This window comes from Sphingomonas mucosissima (assembly GCF_002197665.1).
Lineage (GTDB): Bacteria > Pseudomonadota > Alphaproteobacteria > Sphingomonadales > Sphingomonadaceae > Sphingomonas > Sphingomonas mucosissima.
In genome coordinates, this window is sequence record NZ_NBBJ01000002.1 from 125,256 (window position 1) to 149,687 (window position 24,432).

The 24,432-nt window shown below is 65.5% G+C and carries 22 protein-coding genes and 1 tRNA gene; 7 read left to right on the plus strand and 16 right to left on the minus strand.

What is annotated here, in order from left to right; genetic code table 11:
- Window positions 1-2 precede the first annotated feature (2 nt).
- From nusG to SPMU_RS07765, 6 genes are all read right to left on the minus strand, one after another.
- Window positions 3-539, minus strand: coding sequence for a transcription termination/antitermination protein NusG (gene nusG, locus SPMU_RS07740; protein ID WP_088333317.1), 537 nt, complete (start codon window positions 537-539; stop codon window positions 3-5).
- A 20-nt stretch (window positions 540-559) separates the two neighbouring features.
- Window positions 560-757: a preprotein translocase subunit SecE gene (gene secE / locus SPMU_RS07745; protein ID WP_088333318.1), complete on the minus strand. Its 198-nt coding sequence runs from the start codon at window positions 755-757 to the stop codon at window positions 560-562.
- A 167-nt stretch (window positions 758-924) separates the two neighbouring features.
- Window positions 925-1,407 carry a hypothetical protein gene (locus SPMU_RS07750; RefSeq protein ID WP_088333319.1) on the minus strand — a complete coding sequence of 161 codons (483 nt, stop codon included), beginning with the start codon at window positions 1,405-1,407 and terminating at the stop codon, window positions 925-927.
- A 78-nt stretch (window positions 1,408-1,485) separates the two neighbouring features.
- Window positions 1,486-1,562: transfer RNA gene (locus SPMU_RS07755), tRNA-Trp, on the minus strand.
- A 37-nt stretch (window positions 1,563-1,599) separates the two neighbouring features.
- Window positions 1,600-3,921 (minus strand): putative bifunctional diguanylate cyclase/phosphodiesterase, encoded by a 2,322-nt coding sequence (locus SPMU_RS07760; RefSeq protein WP_088333320.1) that lies wholly within the window; start codon window positions 3,919-3,921, stop codon window positions 1,600-1,602.
- Window positions 3,922-4,043: 122 nt separating this feature from the next.
- On the minus strand, window positions 4,044-4,955 hold the full coding sequence (locus tag SPMU_RS07765; RefSeq protein WP_088333321.1) for a glutathione S-transferase family protein: 912 nt from the start codon (window positions 4,953-4,955) through the stop codon (window positions 4,044-4,046).
- A gap of 147 nt (window positions 4,956-5,102) precedes the next feature.
- Between SPMU_RS07765 and SPMU_RS07770 the strand changes: the two genes are divergently transcribed.
- The gene (locus SPMU_RS07770; protein WP_245832897.1) at window positions 5,103-6,263 is read left to right on the plus strand and encodes a serine hydrolase domain-containing protein; all 1,161 of its coding nucleotides are present in this window, start codon (window positions 5,103-5,105) and stop codon (window positions 6,261-6,263) included.
- Window positions 6,264-6,302: 39 nt separating this feature from the next.
- On the opposite strand, the gene SPMU_RS07775 is transcribed toward SPMU_RS07770, so the two are convergent.
- Window positions 6,303-7,370, minus strand: coding sequence for a phosphotransferase family protein (locus SPMU_RS07775; RefSeq protein WP_245832900.1), 1,068 nt, complete (start codon window positions 7,368-7,370; stop codon window positions 6,303-6,305).
- A gap of 114 nt (window positions 7,371-7,484) precedes the next feature.
- Here SPMU_RS07775 and SPMU_RS07780 point away from each other — a divergent pair, with 114 nt between their 5' ends.
- Window positions 7,485-8,147: a TetR/AcrR family transcriptional regulator gene (locus tag SPMU_RS07780; RefSeq protein ID WP_088333323.1), complete on the plus strand. Its 663-nt coding sequence runs from the start codon at window positions 7,485-7,487 to the stop codon at window positions 8,145-8,147.
- On the opposite strand, the gene SPMU_RS07785 is transcribed toward SPMU_RS07780, so the two are convergent.
- Entirely contained in the window at window positions 8,122-9,201 is a 1,080-nt protein-coding gene (locus tag SPMU_RS07785) for a GNAT family N-acetyltransferase (RefSeq protein WP_088333324.1), read from the minus strand. The two genes, SPMU_RS07780 and SPMU_RS07785, sit on opposite strands and share 26 nt — an antisense overlap.
- A gap of 78 nt (window positions 9,202-9,279) precedes the next feature.
- Between SPMU_RS07785 and SPMU_RS07790 the strand changes: the two genes are divergently transcribed.
- The 4 genes from SPMU_RS07790 (at window position 9,280) to SPMU_RS07805 (ending at window position 13,779) form a co-directional block, all read left to right on the plus strand.
- The gene (locus SPMU_RS07790) at window positions 9,280-9,729 is read left to right on the plus strand and encodes a DUF2721 domain-containing protein (RefSeq protein WP_088333325.1); all 450 of its coding nucleotides are present in this window, start codon (window positions 9,280-9,282) and stop codon (window positions 9,727-9,729) included.
- 58 nt (window positions 9,730-9,787) lie between these two features.
- A complete protein-coding gene (locus SPMU_RS07795; RefSeq protein ID WP_425442146.1) occupies window positions 9,788-10,957 on the plus strand; it encodes an MBL fold metallo-hydrolase in 1,170 nt (389 codons plus the stop codon).
- Window positions 10,958-11,021: 64 nt separating this feature from the next.
- Window positions 11,022-13,487 carry an ATP-dependent helicase HrpB gene (gene hrpB, locus SPMU_RS07800; RefSeq protein WP_088333658.1) on the plus strand — a complete coding sequence of 822 codons (2,466 nt, stop codon included), beginning with the start codon at window positions 11,022-11,024 and terminating at the stop codon, window positions 13,485-13,487.
- A gap of 10 nt (window positions 13,488-13,497) precedes the next feature.
- Window positions 13,498-13,779 carry an ETC complex I subunit gene (locus tag SPMU_RS07805; RefSeq protein WP_088333659.1) on the plus strand — a complete coding sequence of 94 codons (282 nt, stop codon included), beginning with the start codon at window positions 13,498-13,500 and terminating at the stop codon, window positions 13,777-13,779.
- Between the two features lie 442 nt (window positions 13,780-14,221).
- Here the strand turns inward: SPMU_RS07805 and SPMU_RS07810 are convergent, their stop codons facing one another.
- The 8 genes from SPMU_RS07810 to thpR form a co-directional block, all read right to left on the minus strand.
- Window positions 14,222-15,127, minus strand: coding sequence for a hemolysin family protein (locus SPMU_RS07810; RefSeq protein ID WP_088333326.1), 906 nt, complete (start codon window positions 15,125-15,127; stop codon window positions 14,222-14,224).
- Entirely contained in the window at window positions 15,128-15,637 is a 510-nt protein-coding gene (gene ybeY / locus SPMU_RS07815) for an rRNA maturation RNase YbeY (RefSeq protein ID WP_088333327.1), read from the minus strand.
- A 126-nt stretch (window positions 15,638-15,763) separates the two neighbouring features.
- A complete protein-coding gene (locus SPMU_RS07820) occupies window positions 15,764-16,765 on the minus strand; it encodes a PhoH family protein (RefSeq protein ID WP_088333328.1) in 1,002 nt (333 codons plus the stop codon).
- A gap of 137 nt (window positions 16,766-16,902) precedes the next feature.
- Window positions 16,903-19,041 carry a M10 family metallopeptidase C-terminal domain-containing protein gene (locus SPMU_RS07825; protein ID WP_088333329.1) on the minus strand — a complete coding sequence of 713 codons (2,139 nt, stop codon included), beginning with the start codon at window positions 19,039-19,041 and terminating at the stop codon, window positions 16,903-16,905.
- A gap of 199 nt (window positions 19,042-19,240) precedes the next feature.
- Window positions 19,241-20,563 (minus strand): tRNA (N6-isopentenyl adenosine(37)-C2)-methylthiotransferase MiaB, encoded by a 1,323-nt coding sequence (gene miaB / locus SPMU_RS07830; protein ID WP_088333330.1) that lies wholly within the window; start codon window positions 20,561-20,563, stop codon window positions 19,241-19,243.
- A gap of 28 nt (window positions 20,564-20,591) precedes the next feature.
- Window positions 20,592-21,305 carry a lysophospholipid acyltransferase family protein gene (locus SPMU_RS07835; RefSeq protein WP_088333660.1) on the minus strand — a complete coding sequence of 238 codons (714 nt, stop codon included), beginning with the start codon at window positions 21,303-21,305 and terminating at the stop codon, window positions 20,592-20,594.
- Window positions 21,305-22,870 carry a spinster family MFS transporter gene (locus tag SPMU_RS07840; RefSeq protein ID WP_088333331.1) on the minus strand — a complete coding sequence of 522 codons (1,566 nt, stop codon included), beginning with the start codon at window positions 22,868-22,870 and terminating at the stop codon, window positions 21,305-21,307. Before SPMU_RS07840 ends, SPMU_RS07835 begins: the two co-directional genes overlap by 1 nt.
- Window positions 22,871-22,907: 37 nt before the next feature.
- Window positions 22,908-23,450 (minus strand): RNA 2',3'-cyclic phosphodiesterase, encoded by a 543-nt coding sequence (gene thpR / locus SPMU_RS07845; protein WP_088333332.1) that lies wholly within the window; start codon window positions 23,448-23,450, stop codon window positions 22,908-22,910.
- A 119-nt stretch (window positions 23,451-23,569) separates the two neighbouring features.
- Here thpR and SPMU_RS07850 point away from each other — a divergent pair, with 119 nt between their 5' ends.
- On the plus strand, window positions 23,570-24,316 hold the full coding sequence (locus SPMU_RS07850) for a Bax inhibitor-1/YccA family protein (RefSeq protein ID WP_088333333.1): 747 nt from the start codon (window positions 23,570-23,572) through the stop codon (window positions 24,314-24,316).
- Window positions 24,317-24,432 lie beyond the last annotated feature (116 nt).

Sequence of the window (24,432 nt, forward strand, 5' to 3'; positions counted from 1 at the left end):
AATTACTTGCTGCGCTCGACCTGTTCGAAATCGAGCTCCACCGGCGTGGCACGGCCGAAGATCGACACCGACACCTTCACCTTGGACTTGTCGAAATCCAGTTCCTCGACAGTGCCGTTGAAGCTCGCGAACGGACCTTCAAGAACCTTGACGGCATCGCCGATCTCGAAGTCGACCTTCATCTTCGCCTTGGGCGCCGCTGCAGCCTCTTCCTTGCTGTTCAGCATGCGCGTGGCTTCCGCCTCGCTGATCGCCTGCGGCTTGCCCGAGGAGCCAAGGAAGCCCGTCACCTTGGGCGTGTTCTTGACGAGGTGATAGACCTGGTCGGTCATGTCGAGCTTGGCGAGCACATAGCCGGGCATAAACTTGCGCTCGACTTGGATCTTCTTGCCGCGGCGCGCTTCCTGCACCGTTTCGGTCGGCACTTCGATGCGCTCCACGAGCTGCTCCAGGCCCATGCGACTGGCTTCGGCCATGATCGCGTCGCGAACCTTGCCTTCAAAGCCGGAATAAGCGTGGATGATGTACCAGCGTGCCATGTGGGGACGCGTCCTTCCTGTTACTTGGCCAGGCTCAGCAGCGCGTTGACGATCGCATTGAACGCCGTGTCCACGCCGAGGAAGAAGAGCGCCAGGATCGTTGTCATGATCATCACCATGACGCCGGTCATGATCGTCTCGCGCCGGCTCGGCCAGACGACCTTCTTGGTCTCGGCGCGAACCTGGTTGATGAATTCGATCGGGGACGTCTTCGCCACGTGCCTTGCCTTTTATTCGTTCCGTCCGATGCGGGGCATAACCTCTCTACCGCTTCCCTTGTGAGGAAACGGTGAAGGGGCCGTCCGCGCTGTCGGATGCGACCGGCGAGATAGCGCCGCACAGGTGCAAGAGCAAGGGGAGAGCGGTTTTCGCTCCCGAGCCCCTTTTACTGGCGGATCAATTCCACCGATACATCGCGAACCTTGGGCGCGCCGCGCTGCGTGTCCAGGTCGCATTCGCGATCCTCGACCACCTCCAGCACGGACTTCCCCGCTTCGGCCGGATTGTCGCTCACCATCTTCACCGGACAGCGCCAGGCAAGGTTGAACGGCTTGCCCCATTGCTCGCCCCGAGCCTCGGCATAAGCGTAGCACGTGGCTCCCACCATGTCGGCCCCAGCAAAGCGGTAACCCCCGGTATCAACGAGCTCGCGGATTACGCCGCCGCCGTATTCGCGTCCTTCGGGCGTTGAGACAAAGGCGGCGCGCAGCGAGCTGTTGCCGCTTTCGCTCGCCGTGGTGAGGCCCCCGCACAGTTCGGCGTCGGCGTTGTTCTGATCGTCCGACGCGGCGACCGGCACCGGAGCGGGCGCCGAGTCGCACCCCGTCAGCACAAGGGCGCAGGCAAGGATCAGGGGCAGGGGTTTCATTGGTTTTCCGGCCAGACGGGCGCAGGTGAACACCCGCACGCAGTAATTCCCGGCCGATCGGCCGAACCGTGAAAAGGCTGGCAGGGGAGCTCGGATTCGAACCGAGGGCCTTCGGTTTTGGAGACCGACGCTCTAACCAGCTGAGCTACACCCCTGCAGTAGCATCGCCCTTAGCGGCGCGCGCCGCGCTGTTCAAGCCGCGCGCGTTGCGGATCTGTTGCGAAGCGCGATCGCGCGTGCTTCGGCGACCGGGAGCGGACGGCCGAAGTGATAGCCCTGGATCTTGGAGCAGCCGAGCACGCGAATCAGCGCCAGCTCGTCGGCGGTCTCCACGCCTTCCGCTGTCGTGGCCATGCCAAGGCTGTTGGCGAGGGCCACCACGGCGCGAATGATCGCCAGCGCTTCGGGCACCCCGCGCGACGCACCGGTCACGAAGCTGCGATCGATCTTGATGGTGGAAAAACGCGTGCGGGAGAGATAGCCGAGCGAAGAATAGCCGGTGCCAAAGTCATCCAGGCTGAGCCGCACGCCGAGTTCCAGGATGCGCTCCAGCGCCTGAACCGCGCTCGTGGCCTCGCGCATGAAAACGCTTTCGGTGACCTCAAGCTCCAGCCGATGCGGCGAAAGGCGGCTTGTGGCCAGCGATTGGGCGACCACCGCGCCGAAATTCGGGTTGTGCAACTGTTCGGGGGACACGTTGACGGCGACCCGCACGTCGTCGGGCCAATGCGCGGCCTCCTCACACGCTGTGCGCACGACCCACTCGCCGATCGGGCCGATCAGCCGCGTTTCCTCGGCGATCGGGATGAACTTCGCCGGCGAGATGGTCCCATGTTCCGGGCTGCACCAGCGCAGCAGCGCTTCGAAGCCGACCAGCCGCTCACTCGCGGCATCAACCACCGGCTGGTAATCGAGGTGAAGCTCGCCTTTCTCCAGCGCCCTGCGCAGCGCCATTTCAAGCACGCGGCGCTCCTCGGCATCGGCGTGGAGCTGCGGCTCATAGGCGTGGAAGACGCCGCCGCCTGCATCCTTGGAGCGATACAGCGCCAAATCCGCCGAGCGGATCAGCGTTTCGGCTGTGCGCCCGTCGCGCGGCGAGGTCGCAACACCCACGGAGGCGCCGATGTACAGCGTGTGCTGGTCCACCTCATACGGGCGTGAAAGCGTCTCGATGATGCGCTGCGCCAGCTTCTCGACGCGGCTGGCGTCGGTGGCATCGTTCATGACCACGGCAAATTCGTCGCCGCCCAGGCGCCCGATCAGTTCGTTCTCGGTGATCAGTTCCGCCAGCCGTTCCGAAACGCGGCCGAGCAGGCGATCCCCGATCGGATGGCCGAGCGTGTCGTTCACGGCCTTGAAGCGGTCGAGATCGATCATCATGAACGCGGCGCGGCTGCCCCAGCGCTCCGCCTCGGCCAGCGCGCGGCCAAGCGCTTCGTTGACCAGCAGGCGATTCGGCAGTCCGGTCAGCGCGTCAAAGCGCGCCATCCGGTTGATCTTGTCCGCCGAGGCGCGCTGTTCGGTCACATCCGACCCGACGCCGCGGAAGCCGACATACTGGCCGCGATCGTCGAGACGCGGGTTGGCGGTGATCTCCCACCAGCGCTGCTCGCCATTCACCGTCAACGGCAGCGAGAGATCGCGAAACGCCTCGCGCCGCTTCAGCTTGTCGGCAAGCAGGCGAAGCGCGGGCGCGAAGTCGCCGGTCTCCCAACTCGCACCAGCCAGCGCCTGAAGCACGGGCATGCCGTCCAATTGCTCGGGCGTGCTGCCCAGCGCATGGGCGAGGCGCGGGCTCACCTTGCACAAGCGGCGCTGCGAATCGGTTTCCCACAGCCAGTCGGCACCGCTGTCCTCGAACTCGCCGAGGAGCAGGCTGACGGTCTCGTGGCTTTCCGACAGGTTCATCTCGAACGCGCGCAGCATCAGCAGGAAGCGCGCCCGGGCCAGGCAAGTGGCCGCCAGGAACGCGCCCAGCATCATGGTGGCTCCGGCCGTCAGGAATTGCTGTTGCAGCAGCAGCAGCAGCGATGCCGTGAACGCCACCCCGCCGATGAACGCCAAAGCCGCAAGCACCAGCGGGGCCATGGCATAGGCGACCGCGGCCATCAGCACCGACAGGACCATCCACAGGCCAAAGGTGAATTGCGGCGCCAATGACGCAAAGACCAGCGGCGGAAAGCTCCACATCGCCGCCAGGGCGAGCCCTTCGAGCGCCGTGTCGCGCAAGTCCTGGATAGAGGCATAGCCTTCTTCCAGGTGGCGGGTGCGCAGCCGCCGGACCGTCACCGTTGCGGCGATCGCGATCAATGCGGCAAACCAGCTGGCGAGCCACCAGGCGGGCAGCGCGTGCTGGAACAGCATAACGATCGCCACGCCGCTCATCAGGTTCGCTGCCAGCACCAGAGGCGCCAAGCGACGGCCGGCAAACAACTGCGTCGCGCGCAGGCGACTCCAGAAAACCGGGTCGTCGCCTTCACGAATGCCAAGCAACTGCCGAAGCGACACAGGCATGGGGCGCTGGGTTGACGGTGAGCTCACGACCGCACTTATGACGCTTTAGTGTTTACTGATCGTTGCGTTCCTCCGCGCAAATCGCTGTGACTTGGGCCACCCGGTGACGAAAACTTCTGCGCTCAGTGTGCCCGTGTCAGCGAGAAGGTCAGCCTGGGAACGTGGACCACGACAGATCCGGCGCGCGCATCCTCGCGCGCGATGGACCAATGATGGTGCGACGACCCCACCAGCTTGCCGCGGATCGGATCGCGCCCGTAATCGGTCGCGGCAACGGTGACGTCCTGCCCGGCCAGCGCCGCGTCCGCGGGAAGGACCGAGGCCTCGGCCGGTGTGGCGTCGCGCGCGGCGGCAATAGCGTCTTCCCGCGTCGCCGAACTGCGATCACCATGGCCGATGCCGCGAACCCGGTCATACCAGGCACTGAGCCCCGGCAAATCCTCGAACGCCGCTGCGCCCGGCGCGTGGAAGGAGCGCACGAACCACAGATTGTAATAGCACGTGGCGTCGATCAGCCCCGGCTCCTCGCCCGACAGAAAGGCACGGCCATCGCCCAGTTGCTCGCTGATCAGCGCGGCATGGGCGCGCAGCTGCCCGGCCATGTGCGGCACGGCTGCCCGCATGGCGGCGGGATCGAAGGGCTGGCCGCTGAGCTGTTCGCGATCCTTCTTGAACGCGGGATCGACGGCATCGCCCAGCCCGCCGAAGATCACCGCCACCGCGGCCTGGAAGAAGGACCGGTCGGTCCATTGCGCCAGCGCTTGGTCGATCCCGGGCGTGCGCGCAGGAAAGAGCGTGCGTTCCGGGAAGCGGCGTTCAAGCTCGCGGACGATCAGAACGCTGTCGCAGTAAATGTCCGCGCCGATCTGCATCACCGGGATCCGGCGATATGCCCCGGTGAGCGCCAGCAGATCCGGCTTGGGCATGATCACCGGCTGATCCACCGCTGCCCAGGATAGCTGCTTGATGCCGAGACAAATGCGCACCTTCTCCGAAAAGGGTGAGCTGTCATATTGGTGCAGAAGGATGGTCATGTGGCAGTCCCCTCCCGATCGCTGCTCGTGCGGCAGCATCGGCATGGCCTAGCGCGCCGGTGAACTAAGTCGACCGTTTTCTTTGTCGCGGGGGCGATTGCCAAGGCGTGTGGGGGTTGCGAGGGTTCAGGCGAGGGAGAATGCCGCGTGATCCTGCTCGCCATTGCCGCTGCGACCATGCCGGTCGCCACCGTTCGGGTCGCCTTTGATCGCAAGGGCGAGGTACAGGTCGAAACGACAGGCATGGCGGACGTCGAGGCTGGCCGCGCGGTGACCGCGGACGACCCGGTCCGCATCGCCTCCATTTCGAAGCTGGTGACAGCGATCGGCGTCATGCGCCTGGTCGAGCAGGGGGTGCTCGATCTGGACGCGGACGTCTCGAGGCAGCTCGGCTGGCGGCTGCGCAACCCGGCCTATCCCGAGAGGCCGATCACCCTGCGGCTGCTGTTGTCGCACCAGTCGAGCCTGACCGACGCGGGCGGCTATCTGCTGGCACTTGATGATCGGCTGCAGGACAAATTGGCCGATCCGAAGGCGTGGGACGCGCAGCATCCGCCCGGCAGCTTCTTCCGTTATACCAACCTGAATTTCCCCGTGGTCGCCGCCGTGATGGAGCGAGCGACCGGCGAGCGGTTTGATCAACTGATGCAGCGGCTGGTCCTTCAGCCGCTTGCGCTTGACGCTTGCTTCAACTGGGCAACCTGCAGCCTCGCGGTGAAATCACGCGCCGTCGTTCTGTATGAAAACGGCAAGGCCGTTCGCGATGAGCCAGCCTTTGTCGCCGGCTGCCCCGTCACGCCGGCGCGCGATGGCTCCTGCGATCTGTCGCTGTGGCGACCGGGCACCAATGGCAGCCACTTCTCGCCGCAGGGTGGCTTGCGCATCTCAATGCGCGGCCTGGCAAAGATCGGGCGTTTGCTGCTCGGCGACGGCGCGGTTGATGGCGTGCGGCTGCTGTCTCCTGCCTCCATGGCCGCCCTGACCACGCCGGCGTGGACGTTCAACGGCCGCAATGGCGTCCAGAACGAGGAAGCGGAGAGCGGCATACAGGCTGGTGGGTTCAACTGCCGCTATGGCTTGGCCGTCAGCTTCACCGCGACGCCGCTGCCGGCGTGCCGCGACGATCCGGTTGGCGACAAGCGGGGGCGGATCGGCCATGCGGGCGAGGCTTATGGCTTGCGATCGGGCTTGTGGGTGGATCGCGCCGCCGGGACAGGTATTGCCTATTTCGCCACTGACGTGCCCAGCGAGCCGGGCGAGCGATCCGCGCTGTCGCTGACGGAGGAGCGCTTGGCCGCGGGGAAGTAGATCCTGCGAAATCCTCCTCAAGCCGTGCTTGGGGAGGCTCTACATCAACGGCTTGTCGATCCGGCGTAGCGCCCGTTCGAACAAGGAGATGGTGTGGGCGTGCAGCTGGTCGCCGATCGGCTTGGGCGTCAGGCCGGCACAAGCGCGCGCGTGGCTTCCCTCCAGGATCGCACCGAGCTTGAACGGCGCCAGCACCGTGTACCACCGCGCCTCCGCCGCGGTGCGGCCCGTCGCGGCAAGATAACGATCGACGATCTCGGCAAGGGTAGGAAAACCCTCCCACGGCGTCACTGACAGCCGCTGATGCGGCTCGTCCGGATCGCGCCAGGTGGCGGTGAGCCAGCCGAGGTCGAGCATCGGATCGCCGCGAGTCGCCAGCTCCCAGTCGACGATCGCCGCAAGGGCGGGCGAATCGGGCCGGTACATGACGTTGGAGAGGTGATAATCGCCGTGGATCAGGCCGGGCTGCATCGTCGTCGGGCGGTTCGCCTCCAGCCAAGCGCAGATCGCCTCCACGTCGGGCAGCGCGTCGGGCCCGGTCCAGCCTTCGAACTTGGCATAGCCGTCGAGCTGCGCGCGCCAGCGCGGCACCTGCCGCTCCAGCCACCCGTCGAGCTTGCCGAGATCATCGAGCCCCGCCTCATGCGGGTCGATGCGGGACAGCGCCACCGCGCCATCCACGATCGCCTCACCCATCTGGCGGCGCACCTCCGCGCTGCCGGCGTGGAGCGGCGGCAGGCCCACGGTGGCGTTGAAGCCATCGATCGGCTCCATCAGGTAGAAAGCAGTGCCGAGCACGGCGGGATCGCCCTCGCCGGCGATAAAGCCGGGGTGCGGCACGTCCGATCCGGCGATGGCGGACAGCACCTTCATCTCGCGCCGCATCACCTCGTCGCTTTCGGGGCGGGGGCGGCGCGGCGGGCGGCGCAGGACGTAGGTGCGGCCGGCACGGTCGAAGCGCAGCAGGATGTTCTGTGTCCCACCGCCCAGCGTATCAGCATGTTCGATCGGCCCGTCGCCCAGGGCCTTGCCATCCATCCAGCGCGCGAGCGCCTCGAGGTCGATCAGTTCCGCCCAAGCCTCGCGGTCGTGCGCCAGCGTCGCCACGATCCCTCTCCCGCTATCATAAGTCGTTCGCTTTACCATAAGCCGGCCGCGGCAAGCGTCAATCTAAGCCGGATGACTTGAACCGCGCGGCGGCTTGGCCGATGCTCCTGCCGCATGAACCTTGTGCGTCCCCAATCCGCCGGCCGTGGCGGCACCACCCGAAACGAACTGAAGCGCGCCGCCCGCCGGCTCTTCGCAGAGCGCGGCATTGCTGCGGTGGGCATGCGCGAGATCGTCGAAGCAGCCGGGCAGCGCAACGCCGCCGCCGTTCATTATTATTTCGGCAGCAAGGACGATCTGCTGCGCGAATTGGTCGTCGAGGGGGCGGACCTGATCGATGATGCGCGCATGCGCATGCTGGACGAGGCGGAGGCGGGCGGTGCGCTAAGCCTGCGCGACGTGGTGCGCGCGCTGGTGGTGCCCAATGCGGAGCTGAGGGGTGAGACGGGAGAAGGGGAAACCTATTTCCGCTTCATGACGAGCATGCAGACCGAGCGCCGCCAGATGTTCGATGAATGGGCCGGCGGGGAGCATTCGGAAGGCTACGTGCGCTGCCTCACGCACTTCCACCGGTTGCTCGATCATCTGCCGCTGGGGCTGGTCAATCAGCGCTTGCTGTTCGCTGGCCTGTCGCTGCGCACGCTGCTTGCCGGGCGCGAGGCGGCGCGCGATGCCGGGGCGGGGCCCGATCACCCTTATTGGGGTGAGCAGGTGGCGCTGGACGGGATGATCGATGCGGTGGAGGCGATCCTTACCGGACCCGCCAGGCCAGCCTGACCGCAGGCGCCGTCGCGGCGCACACGCCGGGGCGCAGCAGCAGCCAGTCGCGGATCACAGGACCCGCTTCGGCACCGATCGTGCGCTTGTAGCCGCTGTCCCCCGCGCCCCAGTCGACGCGGGTGATGCCCCGCTCGATCGCGCCCACGAGGTTGCGATAATAAAGCAGCTTGCCCGGTGAGTGTTTGGCGAAAGCCGGATCGTAGCTGTTGGCGATCGCATATTTCAGTTCGCCCGCGTCGATGTCGAACGAGAAAGCCGCCGGCCGCCCGCTCACCGTGAGCAGCGCAGCCCGGAACATGCCGGCGAGCACAGGATCCGCCGCTGCTGCCCGCCAGAACGCGCCATGGCCCGCGCGCGTGAACTTCGCGTCGCCCCCGTCCGTGCGGGTCGCGATCCAGCTCGCCCACTCGATGTTCGCCAGATCGTCAAAGGCGGCCGGCCAGTCCGCCCCGGACAGGAACGACCATTGCAATGTGCCATGCTCGGCCAGATGCTTCTCATGAAAGCGATTTTTGCGCAGCGTCGAATTGCGTGGCCAGGTGCCCGCGGCCCGCGCTGCCGCCATGTCTAGCAGAAAGCTGGTCGCGACCGTTCGGTTCAGCACGGCCCAGCCGCGCGCGCGCGCTGCGTCGATCAGCGGCGCGGCGGAGGCATCCCCGTCGTACACAGGGCCGATGCGCAGCGCCGTTACGCTCGCCGCGAGTTGGTCCAGCGCCGCGTCGATCGCCCCCGCGCCGGCCCCCGCGACCATGGGGAAGCTACGAAATGGCCAAAAGCACCCGGGAACGCTCGCCAGCCCTGCGAAGCGCGGGCCGACATGGCGCATCGGCAATGCCAGGATCGGCCGGTCGCCCTCGCTGACGATCAGCGTGCGTGCGCGCCCGCCATATGTCTGGAGCGCAGCGTCGAACCAGGCGCGGCGCAGAAAGCCGTGGCTTGCCGGGGCTTCCTGCGCAACCGCGTCGATCTCGGCGGGCAGCCCCGCAACCACCTGAGCACGCACGCCGCCGCCAAGGCTGGTTAGCGCGCATGGTGACAAGTGCTTCGACATGGCACGGCCATAGCCGCAATCCGGTTACCAGCATCTTGCAACTTGCTGCCCGGCAGCAGCGACGCCACATCTGGCGCAATGCCGTATTCCCCAGAGGTGCTGACGATCGCGCAAACGATCCAGCTATCGCTCAGTCCGGTTTTCATGCTCGCCGGAATCGGTGCGCTGCTAAACGTGCTCGCTGGTCGCTTGTCGCGCGTGATCGATCGTGCCCGCACGCTTGAAGCGCAGACGTCGCGCGTAACCGATCAGGAAAATGCGCGTCACCGGTGGGAGCTGGGGCTGCTTGATCGGCGCATGGTGATCATCAATCGCGCGCTTTTCCTTGCGGTGAGTTCGGCCGTGATGACCTGCGCGGTTGTCGCCACTCTGTTCGTGGCCGTGCTCGCGAGCCTGCACATCGGCCAATTGGTCGCGATCTTGTTCATTCTCGCCATGTTGCTGCTGATCGCCAGCCTTGTCGCCTTCATGGTGGAGGTGAGCAGATCAATGGAGGCCAATCGCGTGCGCAGCGAATGGCTGCGCTGAATCCCGTTTCCGTGCGTTGGCCCTGCTCAAAACAAAACAAGGTAGCGAGAGAGCGCTGTTGGCCCGTATTCTGAAGATCGCTGCGTCGGCATTGCTGTTCCTGCTGATCGCGGCGGGCCTGGCGATCGCGATCGTTCCGCGCTTTCTTGACCGGATCTATTATCGTGGCCCCGAGACCGATCATTTCGACGGGGAGCGCTTCTTCAATCCGGATGGCGATGCCGACACGCTGCGGGTGCCAACGGGCGGCAGCCGTTCGGGCTTTCTCTGGCGCAATCTGACGGGCAGCGACGGTCGCCCACCCTGGCCCGAGAAGGTCGCGGTGACGCCGGGCATACCGGCGCGGCGGGTGGCGGGTGACCGCATGGTCGCCACGTGGATCGGCCACGCCACCGTATTGGTGCAGACGCAAGGGCTGAACATCCTCACCGATCCGATCTGGTCGGACCGTGCCGGCCCGCTCGGCTTCGGCCCCACGCGGGTGACGGCGCCCGGCGTCCGCTTCGAGGATCTGCCGAAGATCGACCTCATCCTCGTCAGCCACAACCACTACGATCATCTCGACCAGCAGACCTTGAAGCGGCTCTGGCAGCGTGATCGCCCGTTGGTCGTCACCAGCCTCGGCAACGACAGCGTGATCGGCCAGGTGGGCGTGCCCGCAACGGCGCTCGACTGGGGCCAGCGTGCGGTCGTGCGTCCCGGCGTGGAGGTGATCGTCTCGCGCAATCACCATTGGGGAAGCCGCTGGTTCACTGATCGCAATCGCGCGCTTTGGTCCGCCTTCACCATTCGCTTGCCCGGCGGCAATCTGTTCTTCGCTGGCGATACCGGGCTTGGGAACGGCGAATGGCCGCGCGAGGCGGCGTCGCATGGTCCGGTCCGGCTCGCCTTGCTGCCGATCGGTGCGTTTCGCTTCGCGCCGGGCCAGATGGGCTCGGGCAGCCATATCGGTCCGCCGGATGCTGTGCGCGTGTTCAATCGCATGGCGCCGTCGATCGCAATTCCGATCCACTGGGGCACTTTCCGCCTCAGCTACGAGGCGCGCGACACGCCGCCGCGGATGCTGTCAGCGCTCCTGCGCTGCGCTGGCTATGATCCCGCCCGCTTCGCCCCGGTGAGGGTCGGGGCACCAGTCGCGATCCCGCCGGTGACGCAGCAGGCGGGCGGAGGCGATGAAGGACGCATCGCGGACTGCCTGCGCCGCCCGGAAGTGGCCGCGCTTCGCTGACGGGCAGGGGCGCCGCGTGTAGCGACTTCAAATTGCGGCACGTGTCTGCCACGGGGCGGGGATGATGGTCGACCGCGATTTGCCGATCCATGCCGTTCTGCCGGACTTGCTGGCCGCGCTGCGCGATCGATCGTCTGCGGTTCTGGTGGCGCCACCGGGCGCGGGCAAGACGACGGCCGTCGCACCCGCGCTGCTCGAACAGCCGTGGTGCACCGGCGAGGTGTTGCTCCTCTCGCCCCGCCGCCTCGCCGCGCGTGCCGCGGCCGAGCGGATGGCTGCGCTCGCCGGTGAGCCGGTGGGAAAGACGTTCGGCTATGCCACGCGGCTCGACACCAAGAGATCGGCCGATACCCGCGTCACCGTCATCACTGAGGGGATCTTCACCGCGCGCATCCAGCGCGATCCCGAACTTGCCGGCGTCTCCGCCGTGCTCTTCGACGAGGTTCACGAGCGTAGCCTGGATGGAGATTTCGGTCTGGCGCTGGCGGTTGATGCCCAAGCGGGTTTGCGTGAGGATCTGCGCCTCGTCGCCATGTCGGCAACGCTGGACGGCGCGCGCTTCGCTGCGCTGCTTGGCGATGCGCCGGTCATCGAAAGCGCGGGGCGTAGCTGGCCGCTGTCCCTGGTTCACATCGGCCGCACGCATGACCGGATCGAGGATGCGGTGGCGTCGGCGATCCGCACCGCCTTGCGCGATTCGGATGGCGGCGTGCTCGCCTTCCTGCCGGGTGTGGCTGAGATCGAGCGCACGGCCGAGCGGCTCGAAGGCATCCCAGGCGTGGCGCTGCATCGGCTGCACGGCAGCCTTGATCCCGCCGCCCAGCGCGCCGCCATCCGTGGCGAACCCAGCGGCCAGCGCAAAGTGGTGCTCGCCACGTCGATCGCGGAGACGAGCCTGACGCTCGACGGCATCCGGGTCGTGGTCGATTCCGGCCTCGCGCGCCGTCCGCGCTACGATCGCGCCGCCGGCATGACCCGGCTGGTGACTGAGCGCGCGAGTCAAGCCTCCGTCACCCAGCGCGCCGGGCGCGCTGCTCGGCAGGGCCCCGGCGTGGCCTACCGCCTGTGGGAAGAGGCGGCGACGGCGGGCCTGCCGCGTTTCGATCCGCCGGAAATCGTGGAAGCAGATCTTTCCTCCCTGGTGCTGGCGAGCGCCATCTGGGGCGTGGCCGATCCGCGCGATCTGGCGTGGATCGATCCCCCGCCCGACGCAGCGGTCGCCGAAGCCCGCGCCCGATTGATGGTGCTGGAGGCTGTCGATGCCGACGGTCGCCCGACACAGCACGGCCGAGCCATCGCCGCCTTGCCGATGCCGCCGCGCCTTGCCCACATGCTGCTGCGTGCGGGGGAGCTGGGTCTCGCCGGGGTAGCGGCCGAGGTGGCGGTGCTGCTGGGGGAGCGGGGGCTCGGCGGTATTGATCCCGATCTGGAGCTGCGCCTCCGCCGGTGGAGAGGCGACGGCTCACCCAAAGCGAAAGCGGCGCGCCAGCTTGCGGAGCGATGGCGCCGTGCGGCGCCTTCGCCGACGTCAGAAGCAGCCATTGCCCTGCCGCCATCGGCGCGAGGCGTTGAGGTAGCGGTCGCGCTCGCCTTTCCGGATCGGATCGCACGGCGGCGCGACGGCGCCGGCGAGCGCTGGGCGTCGGTTGGCGGCCGTGGCGTCAAACTCGATCCCGCGTCCTCGCTCGCGCGCGAAGAATGGCTGGCAGTGGCGGAAACGCAGGGGATGGCGGCGGGCGCGCGCGTCCTGTCCGCTGTTGCGATCGATGAGGAAACGGTGATCGCATTGTTCGGGGACCGGATCGAAACGCGTCGTCTGGCGCAATTCGATCCCGAGACCGGCAGCGTTCGTCCCATGCGGGAGCGCCGACTTGGCGCGATCCGTCTGGCCACCGCGCCGGATGCCGACGCCGCGCCATCGGTGATCGAGGCGGGATTGGTGGACGGGGTGCGGCGGCACGGGCTGTCGCTGCTGCCTTGGAGCGATGGCGCGCGCGCGTTTCAACAGCGGGCGATCTATGCCGGGATGAGCTTCGATGACGAGGTCTTGCTGGCCCGGCTCGACGATTGGCTCCCGGCATTGGTGTCGGGCAAGCGCCGGCTGGACGCGATTGCGCCGGGGGCGTTGGCGGACGCGCTGCGCAACCTGTTGTCGTGGGACGAGGTGCAGCGGATCGAGCGTATGGCGCCGGCCAGCTTCACCAGCCCGGCCGGCAGCACGCACGCCATCGATTATGCGGCAGAAGGTGGCCCGCGGGTGGAATTGCGCGTGCAGGCGCTGTTCGGCCTGTCGGAGCATCCCACCGTCGGCGCGGATCGCGTGCCCCTGGTGCTGTCGCTCACCTCGCCGCCGGGGCGCCCGATCCAGACCACGCGCGATCTTCCGGGCTTCTGGGCGGGAAGCTGGAGCGCGGTCGCCAAGGAAATGCGCGGTCGTTATCCCCGCCACCCATGGCCGGATGATCCCGCGGCGGCATCCGCCACGCTGCGAACGAAAAATGCCGATGCAAGAGCGCGCGGATCACGATAAGGACAAGCCTATGCCCACCGCTCGTATTTATCAGCGCCCGAAGAACGCCATGCAATCGGGCAAGCACCGCACCGATCTCTGGCAGCTCGAATTTGAGCCGCACGAGGCCCAGCGCGCCGATCCGCTTACCGGTTGGGCGGGAAGCGGGGACACGCAGGGTCAGGTGCGCCTAGGCTTTCCAACGCTGGAAGCTGCGAAGGCATATGCCGAACGCGAAGGCATCGCCTATCTCGTGGTGCCCGCGCCCGAAAAGACGCTGAAGCTGCAAAGTTACGCCGACAATTTCCGCTAAAGGTTGATCCAGCCGGCTTGATCCGGCCCCGCGGCACAGGCCGCGTCCGGTTGCAGGGCAAAAGCTGGCTCCATACCGGTTGTCACCACCGCTTTTCCGCCTTGGGCGCAGCTTTCCTGTTGCACGGTCTCAAGAACCTAGATCAGGCTCTGGAGCGGCATTCGAGCGAATTGCACCACCGCCATCGCTCGGCAGATGCTCGTTTCGCCGCGGCGGCCGGCGCGTGGGGCCTGCTGCCACGTTGCGCGGCTGTCACGACGTCGCGCTTTGCTCCGTCCTCGCGCGGCATGTGAACAGACGTCGTCGCCGTGCCGGTGATCCAAGCTGATCGGAAAAAACGCCTCACCGTGTCGGGTCTGGCCGAAAGTATCCGAACAAGTCATGGCCGAGGCCGCCGCTGCGCTAAGCAAGGCCGCCCGCGACCATGTGGAGGCCGAAGACGCTACGCTTCTTCTGGCTCCGGCACGGGCGGGTGAAGGCGAACGCGGTTGATACGCCGCTCGTCTGCATCCACCACTTCGATCCGCCATCCGCTGGGATGGTCAATACAATCGCCCGGCTCCGGCACGCGGCCGGCGAGTACCGCCGTCAGCCCGCCAATGGTGTCGACATCGCTGTCCGCCTCAGCAAGCCGGGGGTCGACGATCTTCCCGACCTCGTCCAGTTCCACCCGGGCCGTCGCCTCCCACGCGCCGCCATCCAGCGGCACGAGCATGGCCTCGGGGGCTTCATCATGCTCGTCCTCGATCTCGCCGACGATTTCCTCGATCAGGTCCTCGATCGTGACGAGGCCCTCGGTGCCGGAATATTCGTCCAGCACCACGGCCAGGTGAACACGGGTCTGCCGCATGTCAGCCAGCAGGTCGAGCGCGCCGCGGCTCATCGGCACGAACAGCGGCTGGCGGATCAGGCCGAGGATGTCGGACGGCCGGGGCTCGTCGCCCGCCAGGATCGCGAACACGTCCTTGATATGGACCATGCCGACGATCGTATCGAGCTTCTCCCGATAGACCGGCAGGCGGCTGACGCCGGCGTCCGCGAAGACGTGCACGATCTCGTCAAAGGTGGTCTGTTCTTCCACCGCGATGATATCGGCACGCGGCACCCCCACATCGCCAGCGTCCCGCTCGCTGAAATGGAGCAGGTTGCGCACCATCTGCCGCTCGAGCGGCGTCAGATCGCCCTTGGCTTCGGGTCCGGGGTCTTCCTCGTGGCGGTCGATGGCCGCCTCCAGGACATCGCGCAGCGTCGCTTCTTCGGAATCCCCGAAGATCAGGGTGCGCAGGCCACGCCAGATACTGCCTTCATGCGGCTCGCCGTTTCCGGCGCTACTTCGGTCCTCGGACACTTAGTCCTCTCGTATGGCATAGGGATCCGCGATGCCGAGCGTGGCGAGCGCATCGCGCTCGATCGCTTCCATCGCATCCCCTTCGTCGTCGCTCATGTGATCATAGCCAAGCAGATGCAAGCTGCCATGCACGATCAGATGGGTGAGGTGATCCTCCACGCTGATCCCGCGCTCGGCTGCTTCGGCCACGCACACGCCGTGCGCCAGCACGATGTCACCCAGCAGGACCTCCCCATCATCGGAATTGTGGCTGACGGTATCGATGAGGTCCGGCTGTACCATGGGGAAGGACAGCACGTTGGTGGGCTGGTCCTTGCCACGATATTGTGAATTAAGCGTCTGCACTTCCATGTCGGAGGTAAGGCGGACGCTCACTTCCACGGCAGACCGCGTGTCGAGCAGCGTTCCGAAGGGGGTCGAACCGATCGCGGCGCGGACAGCCGCGTTGGCAAGTGCTTCCCAGCGGCCATCAAGCCAGGGCTCTTCCTGCAGAAGCGCGACTTCAATCATGTGACATCCATGTGCACCTATCTGGGCGCTTGCCACGCGAATGCGCCGCACCCGGGCAGGGCAGCCGCGCCCTGCCGTAACCTCGGCCGGGCGATGCAGCCGCGATGCCGCGAAGCCACGCTGATTTCACGCGTCACGCCCTTCATAGGCTTCGACGATGCGACCGACGATCGGGTGGCGAACGACGTCCGCGGCAGTGAAGCGCACCATCGCGATCCCCTCGACGCCCTCCAGCCGCATGGTGGCATCGGCAAGTCCACTCGCCGCCACGCCGCCCGGAAGATCGGTTTGGTTCGGGTCGCCGCAGATCACCATCCGGCTGTTCGCGCCGAAGCGGGTAAGGAACATCTTCATCTGCGCTGGCGTCGTGTTCTGCGCCTCGTCCAGGATCACGAAGGCGTCGGCAAGGGTGCGACCGCGCATGAACGCAATCGGTGCAATCTCGATTTCCCCGCTCGCGATTCGGCGCTCGACCTGTTCTGCAGGAAGGCAATCGTAAAGCGCGTCATACAGCGGGCGAAGGTACGGATCGACTTTCTCCTTCATGTCGCCCGGAAGGAAGCCGAGTCGCTCGCCCGCCTCGACCGCCGGGCGCGACAGGATAAGCCGCTGCACGCTGCCGGTGATCAATTGCGCAACCGCTTGCGCAACAGCAAGATAGGTCTTGCCGGTACCCGCTGGCCCCAGCGCGAAGATCATGTCGTTGTGCACCAGTTCGCGCATGTAATGCGCCTGCGCAGGGGTGCGCGGCACGATCGTCTTTTTGCGCGTACGAATCATGATCGGCGGTGCGCCGCCGGTTTTCTCCGCTGAAATGATGCCGTCGAGTGTCGGCTCGGCCGCCATGGCGATGGACGCATCGACCAGCCCACCGTCGACCTCCTCGCCGCGCTGAATACGGGCATAAAGATCGTTGAGCACATCGCGGGCCAGGGCGACTTGCTCCGCCGTTCCCTCCAGGCCTACGCGATTGCCTCGCGCGGTGATGTACACCCCGAGCCGGTTCTCAAGCGCCACGAGGTGGCGATCGTATTGGCCGAACAGGGCACTGAGCAGTTGAGGACGGTCGAAGGTAAGTTCGACCCTGCTGCGATCGCCCGCTTGGGCGGGTACGGGCTTTCGGCTCATCTGGCTCCCTGGAAATGCGTCATGCCCCACCAATGTGGCAGCGGCACCGCGCAAGTGTAAGTCCCATCTGACGCACAAACGGAAACGGCGGCGGATCGTTGCGGATTTACCGCAACGATCCGCCGCCGGCCGTTAAATCATACTAAAACGCAGTGAAGCGACTCCAGCGAATGCATCGAAGCCGAGGGCGCGTAGAAGAGCGCAAGGTCGAAGCTTCCACCCGCCGCAGCACCGCTGCCGGCTCCCCCACCATTGGCCGCTACCGACCCACCGGCCAGACGCATGTCGCTTAGATCAAAGGCATTGGCATTCAAGCTGGACAGGCCCTCGCTGGTGCTTGGCGCGAACAGCTCCGCGCCGGACGCCGGCGCGAATGGAACTGGCGCCTCATAGACGCGTCCGGCGGCAAAGGCGCTGGTCACAGGAGCGCTGATCCCAGGCGTGTCGCCAGCATAGCCGTAATAGAACAAGCCGTTTTTTTCACCCAGGAACTCAATGCCGCCACCGGCATCGAAGTTCTGCAGGAGAACGCGCGATCCTGTATCCCGATCGAGCACCAGCGTGCCCGTGCTGCCGACACGAATGATGCCGTCATTGTTCGGATCGGCAAGCGCCCGATCAGTGACGATCACGTCGTCGCGCCCGAAGTCGGTGATACGATCGATCCCGGTGCTGCCATTGGCGAACTTGAAGACGAATGTGTCTCCACCACCGCCGCCGGTCAGGCGATCATCGCCCTTCCCGCCTTCCAGGATGTTCGCGGCCGAATTGCCGCTCAGTCGATCGGCAAAGGTCGATCCGATCACACCCTCGATATTGGTGTAGCGGTCACCGCCCGCGCCGGCGGAACCCATGCCGCTATTCAGCGACACGGTGACGTCCGTGGTTGCGGTTTCGTAGCTTACGGTGTCGGTGCCGGCGCCGCCGTCCACGCGGTTTGCCACGCTGTTCACCACGATAAGATCATCGCCGCCACCGCCTACGGCGTTCTCAATCACCGTTCCGTAGGCGATCGAGATATTGTCGGTGAACAGGCCGTTCTCGAGACCGAGTTCCTCGCGTAGCTGGAGATAGAAGTCGAATTGCGCCTGGGTGCGCGGCGCAAAGCCAAGGGCGGCGCGATTGGCGTTTACTTCCTCAAGCGTCGGAAATTCGATCACGCCGCCGCCAGACGAGAAGGCACCCTCGTTCAGATCGATGATCGACGGCGTGTCCCAGCCCGAGAAGTTGAGCGTGTCGCGCCCACCCGCATCCCAAATCGTAACGATCGGCCGCGTGTTCAGCGTGAAGTCGTATGCGGCCCGGTCGGCGTTGGAATTGAAGCCGTAGGTGGTGTTTCCGGTGCGCGTGGTCGTGTCGACGCCATAGATGGCCTGAATCGCGGCAATGTCATGGACCAGCGGCGTTGCCGCATACGCGAAGTTCGCCAGCGTGAAATCAACGTGCTGGGCGCCCGTTTCATAAGCGTCGAAATAGCTCATGATCGAATATTGCCGGGAGTCCTGCGCAAAGGCAGCGTCGTTCGCGTAGGTGATCGGATCAGGCTCGCCGTCGCCATCATTGTCGTCGAGCGCGTCATAATCGCCCGGATGACTCAGACCGAGTGCGTGGCCGATCTCATGGATCATTGTGGTCACGGCATAGTAGCTATTCCCGACCGGAGAAAAATTAGAAGAAACGAAGCCATCGATCCAGACGTCGCCGCTGATCCGCCCGATTTCGGAGAAGTCGTAAGTGGTCTGATAAGATTGATCATAGATGTTGCCGAACGGCAGATAGGCATAGGCCTGTGCGCCGCCCGTGTCGGTGTTGCCGAAGTTGATATCGGCATCGAAGGATTTCGTTTCCCGAAACGAGATGCCGATTAGGTCATCCCACAAGCCCATTGACGTTCGGGCAATGTGCCGCTGCTGAGCATTGAAAGCGGAAAATGTATCGCGCATAGCCTCGGAAAAGAGATCGTCGCCGGTTGCGTTGACATAGTAGCTGTTGGAAATTTCCGCGAAGTTCTTCCAGAAACCGAAGTTCAGGACTCCGTCGCTCAGCTCGCCGTAATTGTTGGTGTACCAGTCATAGCCGGTCCGGTTCAGGTTGGCAGAAATGGTCCCGACTTCCCAGATCGGCTTACCGGCATAGGTGCCGCCAGCGTTCGGATCGATCGATCCGAAGTCCACGTATCGTCCGTCGTCCCAAATCTTACCGTCCGGGTGCGTACCGCCACTGGTACATGCCGGGCACTGGCAAATCACGTTAACGGGTGCGTCCACAGTTGCCATTTGATGGTCCTCCCTGTTTCTTCAGACAGGGTCGCGCTCAACCAACGCCATCATCCTGCCGGTCGGAAGACCGGTCACCGAACATCCAGGAGGTCATCGACCAAGCGCGACGAGGACCTTCAGAATACGGAAATGCTGGCGTCGATCGCGGCTCCTGTCTGCTCTCCTGGCCGCAGCCTCTCGCTTCTTTCGATAGCTGTCAACAACTTGTCTTCGTCGGCGAAGCCGGATTGAATATTGCTGTCAGTGAGTTGGGTCCAGCATGGGTCAGACAAACCGAAATCAGGTCGCCAATCTTGTGCGCTCCCGAAAGAAGGACCGATTGCAACCAGGGCGATTTGCCCAGCATCTGGCCCGGTAGCTTGCCTTCGCGCTCGATCAGAACCTCGCACGTCCGGCCTACCGATGCTTCGTTAAACGCCAGCTGATCGCGGTTAAGCGCCCCTTGCAATTGTTGAAGGCGCGCGCTCATCACCTCCTCGGGGATGTGATCGGCGATGTCGGCCGCCGGCGTGCCGGGCCGCGGGCTGTACTTGAAGCTGAACGCCTGCGCATAGCCGACTTCGTTCACCAGCCGGATGGTTTCTTCAAACTCGGCATCGGTCTCGCCAGGGAAGCCGACGATGAAATCGCCGGAAAGGGCGATGTCGGGCCGAGCAGCGCGCACCCGATCGAGCAAGCGAAGGTACGAGTCGCGGCTATGGCTGCGATTCATTGCCTTGAGCACCCGGTCGCTGCCCGCTTGCACCGGCAGGTGGAGGAACGGCATCAGGCTTTCGACGTCGCGGTGTGCGTCGATCAGCCCCTGCGCCATGTCATTGGGGTGACTGGTCGTGTAACGGATACGCGCCAGCCCAGGGATGCGGTCCAGCGTACGGATCAGATCATGCAGGCCGCGGCCGTCGCCATCGGTCCATGCATTGACGTTCTGGCCGAGCAGCGTGATCTCGCGTGCGCCGGCATCGACCAGCGCCTTGGCCTCGTCCACAATCGCCGCGAAGGGCCGGCTCACCTCGGCGCCACGCGTGTACGGCACGACGCAATAGGTGCAGAATTTGTCGCATCCCTCCTGCACGGTGAGGAAAGCGCTTGGGCCAACCTTGCGCCGGGCGGGCAGGGCGCCGAACTTCGATGCGGCCGGCATATCAGTATCAAGCGCGGCCGTGCCCGCGACGGCCTCCGCCACCAGCCGCGGCAGGTTGTGATAAGCTTGCGGGCCGACAACCACGTCCACCTTGGCGCGGCGCACGATCTCCTCACCCTCCGCCTGGGCCACGCAGCCGGCCACCGCGATCATCGGTGCGCGGCCGTGCTTGCGCAGCCGGCCGATGTCGGAGAACACCTTTTCGGTGGCCCTTTCGCGGATATGGCAGGTGTTCAGCACCACCAGATCCGCGTCATTGGCGTCCGCGGTGGGGATCATGCCCTCGGCGGTCATCAACTCCGCCATGCGTTCGCCGTCGTAGACGTTCATCTGGCAGCCGAAGGATTTGACGGCAAAGGTTTTTGGTGCTGGCTTCATGGGGCTGCGCCTATAGCGGAGGCGAGCCCTATCCGCCACCGGCGGCCGTGATCCGCGCCCGCGCCTCCGCGGCGATCGCCTTGCGCCCCGAGAAGTCGCGCGGATCGAATGGTTCGCAGAAATGGACGGTAGCGGCAAAGCTGCCGCGTCTGCCTAGCACGCGCCGCGCATGCGCCGTGCCCGGCTCGTCACCCACCCAGGCAAGCTCCGTCGTCGCTGCGCCGTAATCCACGCGCACGGGCTGAACCATCACGCCGGGCGGGGGCGGATCGAGCACCGCCAGCAGCGCGGCTTTGAAGGGGAGCAGTGCTTTCCCGTCTCCCGTGGTGCCTTCGGGAAAGATCGTGATTGCCCAGGCCTCCGCCAAGGCCTCGCGCAAGGCGTTGATCTGGTCGGCCACTGCCATGCGCTCCTCGCGGCGGACGAAGATCGTGCCGTTCAGCGTGCAGAGCCATCCCACCAGCGGCACGGTGCTCAGCTCCGCCTTGGCTACGAACGCGCTGCCGCTGCGTCCCGCAAGGATCGGAATGTCCATCCAGCTCAGGTGATTGGACACGAACACCACGTCACGGCGCAGCGGTGCGCCGATGGTTCGGCGCCGCGCGCCGATGATCCGCGCGACACTGCCCAAGAACCACTTTGGCCACGGCGACGGCAAGCGCAGCAGCCGCCAGAGCAGGTGCAAGGGAAGGGCGAGTAGCAGCGCCAGTACCAGCGCCGCCACCCGCAATGTCACCCGGATCAACTGAAATCGGTCTCACCTGCGGCGCGCGCGCGATCCTCGCGGCTGGCCTCGGCCGCCGGAACGAGCCGGAAGGCGGCGATCGCGGCGGCAAGCGTGATCGGCGTGGTGACGAGGAGCGACAGCATGCCGGTGGACAGGCTGCCGGTCAGCGAGGACACCCGGCCCGCGAGATACGGCCCCATGGCAAGGCCGAGCAGCGTCGTGCCGATGAAATAGGTCGCGGTCGCGGCGCCGCGCATGCGTGGAAGCACCAGATCCTGCGTGGTTGCTGCCGAATTGCCGAGGCCCCAGCTGGCGGTAAACTGCGCCACGAAGAGGCAGGCGTAAAGAACGATTGGCGTGTCGGCGGTGAAGCCGATCGCCAGAAAGGGAACGGGGACCACAGCGCCCAGCGCCACCATGATCAAGCGCCCGCCAGCATGCCTTTGCCGCAGCCTGTCTCCCATGACGCCCCCAAAGGTGACGCCCAGAAAACCGGAAACCGCGCCCATGCCGCCGAGGATCAGCCCAGCCTCCGCCGGTGTGACACCCAATTCGCGCATCGCATAAGGCGCCGCCCAGAAGCCGGCGGCATAGCTCAGGAAAGCGTTCAGCCCGTACGCCACGACGGTGCACAGGAAAGCCGGCGTGCCGACGATCAGCGCAAAGGTGGGCGCATCGCGCAGGCGCAGCGCACTTGCCCAGGAGAAAACGGCATAACAGCCGATGCCAACCGCCGCCCACTGCGGCAAGGGCTCGCCAAAGGCGACAAGAAGCGCCACCGCTCCGATCGTAACGGCGGCTGCGACAAGGTTCCACAGCAGGGTGCGCGTGCCCTGGCGAGCAGCGCCGATCAGCGTGAACGGCGGAACGATCGTCAACAGTTCTTCGAAAAACACCTTGAAGGGTGCCGGGTGCGGCGGCTGCGCCAAACCTTCGGAAAGCCCACGTACCGGTTCACGGAGCGTGGCGATCCAGATCGCGAAGATGATGCCGGGCAAGCCGACCGCGAGAAAGGCTGCCTGCCATCCCGCCAGCCCGAACGGGCCGCCGTCCGGATAGGCAGCGTTCCAGCTTTGGACGATCAGACCGCCGATGAAGAGCGATATACCCGCGCCGACATAGATACCGGCCGAATAGATCGACAGGGCGGTGCCGCGCAGCTTCTTCGGAAAATAGTCCGAGATCAGCGAATACGCGGACGGACTGGCCGTTGCTTCACCGATGCCGACCCCGATGCGGGCCGCGGCAAGCTGACCGCCCGTGCGCGAGAGCCCGGACAGCGCCGTCATCGTCGACCAAAGCGCAAGTCCCACGCTAATCAGGCGGACGCGGTGCCAGCTATCGGCGAGCCGCCCCAGCGGAATGCCGAACAGCGCGTAGAACACGCCAAAGGCGGTGCCGTAGAGGAAGCCCAGGTCTTCATCGCGAAGGTTCAAGTCGCGCTTGATGTCTTCGGCCAGGATGGAAATCACCTGCCGGTCGATGAAGTTGAGGATATACACCACGAACAGGATGGAAAGTACGTACCAGGCATAGCCGGTGGCGCGATATTCGCCGTCCGCGGTCGTGTTCATCCTCATCCCCCATGCGGCTGTTCGGGACGGGCGTAACAGACGATCAATCCAGGGGCCAGCGGGCGATTGGCTCGTAACTGGCGCCGCTTCGCCCGAGATGGCTTTCGTACAAAACAAGGTGATGGACCGCGAAAGGTTCGCTTGTCAGGCTCGCGTGCCGCGCGAGCGACGCTTCCACTTCCGGTTCCAACTGAAGTCCGCGGGCAATGCGCGCCAGCGTGACATGCGGCAGATAGGCGCGTCGCTCGGGTTCGAGGCCCACGCGCACCAACGCCTGATCGACCTTGCGATGCAGCGCCGCCAGCGGTTCTGGCGGCACTATCCCGGCCCAGAGCGCTTCGGTGCGCCCGCGCTGGCCAAACCGCCCGACGCCCGAGATCGCGACGGTGGGCGCCGACGCTTGGATGGCGCCTAGTGCGGCAGCCACGTCTTCGGCCATGGGTCGATCCACCGCGCCAATGAAGCGCAGGGTCACATGCAGTTGGTCATCATCCTGCCACCGTGCGCCAGCGATCCCGTCCATCACATCGGCAAGCGCGTCCCGGATAGCGGGAGGCGGGCGAAGCGCGACGAACAGGCGATGCATCGGCGATTTTCCATTGTGACGAACTGTTGCACGCCCTGCGCGAACTTGAACTTTAGCGTCCCGCACGCAATATTCACAGGTGTATCCGGCCAATTGCCGGACGAAGGAGTGAATCGACAATGGCCAACTGGTCCGACCCCCGTCCGACCGCGAGCGCGTTCGGCGCGAGCGTACCGGGCACGCGCGGCACCGCTTATGATGCGGGCCTGCGCAAGTACATGCTGTCTGTCTATAACTACATGGCATCCGGCGTGCTCCTCACTGGCATCGTCGCGCTGCTGTTCGCCAGTGGCGGGCGTGAAAGCCTGGCGGCGCAGATCTTCATGGCGCCGGGCATCCTGAAATACGTCATCATGTTCTCGCCGCTGGCGTTCGTCATGGTGCTGAGCTTTGGCATCAATCGACTGTCGACCGGTGCAGCGCAGGCGATCTTCTGGACGTTTGCGGCCGTCATGGGCATGTCGATGTCGACGATTTTCCTCGTCTACACCGGCAGCTCGATCGCCACGACCTTCTTTGCCACCGCAGTCGCGTTCCTGTCGCTGAGCGTTTACGGCTACACGACGAAGCGTAATCTGCAGGCGTTCGGCACGTTCCTGATCATGGGCGTTGTCGGCCTGATCGTCGCTTCGCTGCTCAACCTGTGGATGCAGAGCTCGGCGCTGCAGATGGGCATCAGTGCGATCGGCGTGCTGCTGTTCGCCGGCCTGACCGCTTATGACACACAGCGTATCAAGCTGATGTACGAGCATGTTGCCGGCACGGACATGATGGGCAAGGCGATCATCATGGGCGCGCTGTCGCTGTACCTTGATTTCATCAACATGTTCCAGTTCCTGCTCTCGTTCCTCGGTAGCCGCGAATAAGCGGCGACGAGGCTGAGACATGAGGCTCGGCGGGGAAACCCGCCGGGCCTTTTCTTTTGTCATCCATGCGCTTGTTCGGAGCGGCAGTGCGCCGGCTCCATCAGCGGCTCGAATGC

What these genes read in the sequence shown, in the direction of transcription:
- nusG (WP_088333317.1), bottom strand. Translation starts at nt 539, where the DNA reads ATGGCACGCTGGTACATCATCCACGCTTATTCCGGCTTTGAAGGCAAG.
- SPMU_RS07750 (WP_088333319.1), bottom strand. Translation starts at nt 1,407, where the DNA reads ATGAAACCCCTGCCCCTGATCCTTGCCTGCGCCCTTGTGCTGACGGGG.
- SPMU_RS07760 (WP_088333320.1), bottom strand. Translation starts at nt 3,921, where the DNA reads ATGCCTGTGTCGCTTCGGCAGTTGCTTGGCATTCGTGAAGGCGACGAC.
- SPMU_RS07765 (WP_088333321.1), bottom strand. Translation starts at nt 4,955, where the DNA reads ATGACCATCCTTCTGCACCAATATGACAGCTCACCCTTTTCGGAGAAG.
- SPMU_RS07780 (WP_088333323.1), top strand. Translation starts at nt 7,485, where the DNA reads ATGAACCTTGTGCGTCCCCAATCCGCCGGCCGTGGCGGCACCACCCGA.
- SPMU_RS07785 (WP_088333324.1), bottom strand. Translation starts at nt 9,201, where the DNA reads ATGTCGAAGCACTTGTCACCATGCGCGCTAACCAGCCTTGGCGGCGGC.
- SPMU_RS07790 (WP_088333325.1), top strand. Translation starts at nt 9,280, where the DNA reads ATGCCGTATTCCCCAGAGGTGCTGACGATCGCGCAAACGATCCAGCTA.
- hrpB (WP_088333658.1), top strand. Translation starts at nt 11,022, where the DNA reads ATGGTCGACCGCGATTTGCCGATCCATGCCGTTCTGCCGGACTTGCTG.
- SPMU_RS07805 (WP_088333659.1), top strand. Translation starts at nt 13,498, where the DNA reads ATGCCCACCGCTCGTATTTATCAGCGCCCGAAGAACGCCATGCAATCG.
- ybeY (WP_088333327.1), bottom strand. Translation starts at nt 15,637, where the DNA reads ATGATTGAAGTCGCGCTTCTGCAGGAAGAGCCCTGGCTTGATGGCCGC.
- SPMU_RS07820 (WP_088333328.1), bottom strand. Translation starts at nt 16,765, where the DNA reads ATGAGCCGAAAGCCCGTACCCGCCCAAGCGGGCGATCGCAGCAGGGTC.
- SPMU_RS07825 (WP_088333329.1), bottom strand. Translation starts at nt 19,041, where the DNA reads ATGGCAACTGTGGACGCACCCGTTAACGTGATTTGCCAGTGCCCGGCA.
- miaB (WP_088333330.1), bottom strand. Translation starts at nt 20,563, where the DNA reads ATGAAGCCAGCACCAAAAACCTTTGCCGTCAAATCCTTCGGCTGCCAG.
- SPMU_RS07840 (WP_088333331.1), bottom strand. Translation starts at nt 22,870, where the DNA reads ATGAGGATGAACACGACCGCGGACGGCGAATATCGCGCCACCGGCTAT.
- thpR (WP_088333332.1), bottom strand. Translation starts at nt 23,450, where the DNA reads ATGCATCGCCTGTTCGTCGCGCTTCGCCCGCCTCCCGCTATCCGGGAC.
- SPMU_RS07850 (WP_088333333.1), top strand. Translation starts at nt 23,570, where the DNA reads ATGGCCAACTGGTCCGACCCCCGTCCGACCGCGAGCGCGTTCGGCGCG.